Raw genomic sequence first — 774 nt, forward strand, 5'->3', positions numbered from 1 at the left:
TGATGCAGAACCTGATCGGCGACGATATCCTTGATCTTCCGGACTGGCTGAAGCGGCGCGACACGCTGGTTCACCTCTATGGAAAGACGGAATCGAGACCCGGCCGCAAGATGGGTCACGTCACCACACTTGCCAGCGCACGGGCGGGGAAATAAGGGGTTTTTCCCGGACAAAACCGGCCACCGCCACGGGAAAAACACCTTCACGTGGTTGACACAGACAAGAGGCCGGGTTATCTGCACGCCCAACCTGAAGAGCGCGCCCTGAGCGCGCTTTTGAATGTAATAGATACGGGCGAATGTGAATTCCCCCCAACATCGCGGATCAAAACAATGAAGATCAAGAATTCGCTCAAGTCGCTCAAGGCTCGTCACCGTGACAACCGCCTGGTTCGCCGCAAGGGCCGCATCTACATCATCAACAAGCTGAACCCACGCTTCAAGGCTCGTCAGGGCTGATTTGGCTGGCCGGATGGCTCGGCAGCGCTTGCGCGCCTGAGCCTGTCCGGAAGGGTCCTTTTGTGATCCCGTTAAAGTGTTTTGATCTTTCGCGTTGGCGGGCTATTATGCCCGCCATGCGTTTTTTGGCTACGACCTGCGCGGCACTGCCGCTCTCCCTCGCCCTGCTCTCAGTTGCCTTGCCTGCCTATGCGCAGGAACCCGCACCCGCGCGGGACAAGGAAAAGATCGTCGAGCAGCAGGCCGCGAACCTCTCGCCCAAAGAACATCTCGATCAGCTTTTCGCAGCACTGAAGCGCGAGCGCGACGCCGACAA

2 protein-coding genes and 1 pseudogene are annotated in these 774 nt (G+C 58.5%); all 3 read left to right on the forward strand.

What is annotated here, in order from left to right; translation table 11 throughout:
* The first annotated feature begins 2 nt into the window (after positions 1-2).
* A complete protein-coding gene (locus tag B3605_RS17600) occupies positions 3-155 on the forward strand; it encodes a hypothetical protein (protein ID WP_414706980.1) in 153 nt (50 codons plus the stop codon).
* A gap of 177 nt (positions 156-332) precedes the next feature.
* Positions 333-458 carry a type B 50S ribosomal protein L36 gene (ykgO, locus tag B3605_RS17605; protein ID WP_003566454.1) on the forward strand — a complete coding sequence of 42 codons (126 nt, stop codon included), beginning with the start codon at positions 333-335 and terminating at the stop codon, positions 456-458.
* A 107-nt stretch (positions 459-565) separates the two neighbouring features.
* Positions 566-774 (forward strand): annotated as a pseudogene (locus B3605_RS17610) (hypothetical protein); the annotation flags it as partial.

Source organism: Rhizobium sp. UBA1881 (assembly GCF_002338015.1).
Lineage (GTDB): Bacteria > Pseudomonadota > Alphaproteobacteria > Rhizobiales > Rhizobiaceae > Rhizobium.

Excerpts from the sequence above, each read along its gene's own strand:
- ykgO (WP_003566454.1), top strand. The coding sequence starts at position 333 with ATGAAGATCAAGAATTCGCTCAAGTCGCTCAAGGCTCGTCACCGTGAC.
- B3605_RS17600 (WP_414706980.1), top strand. The coding sequence starts at position 3 with ATGCAGAACCTGATCGGCGACGATATCCTTGATCTTCCGGACTGGCTG.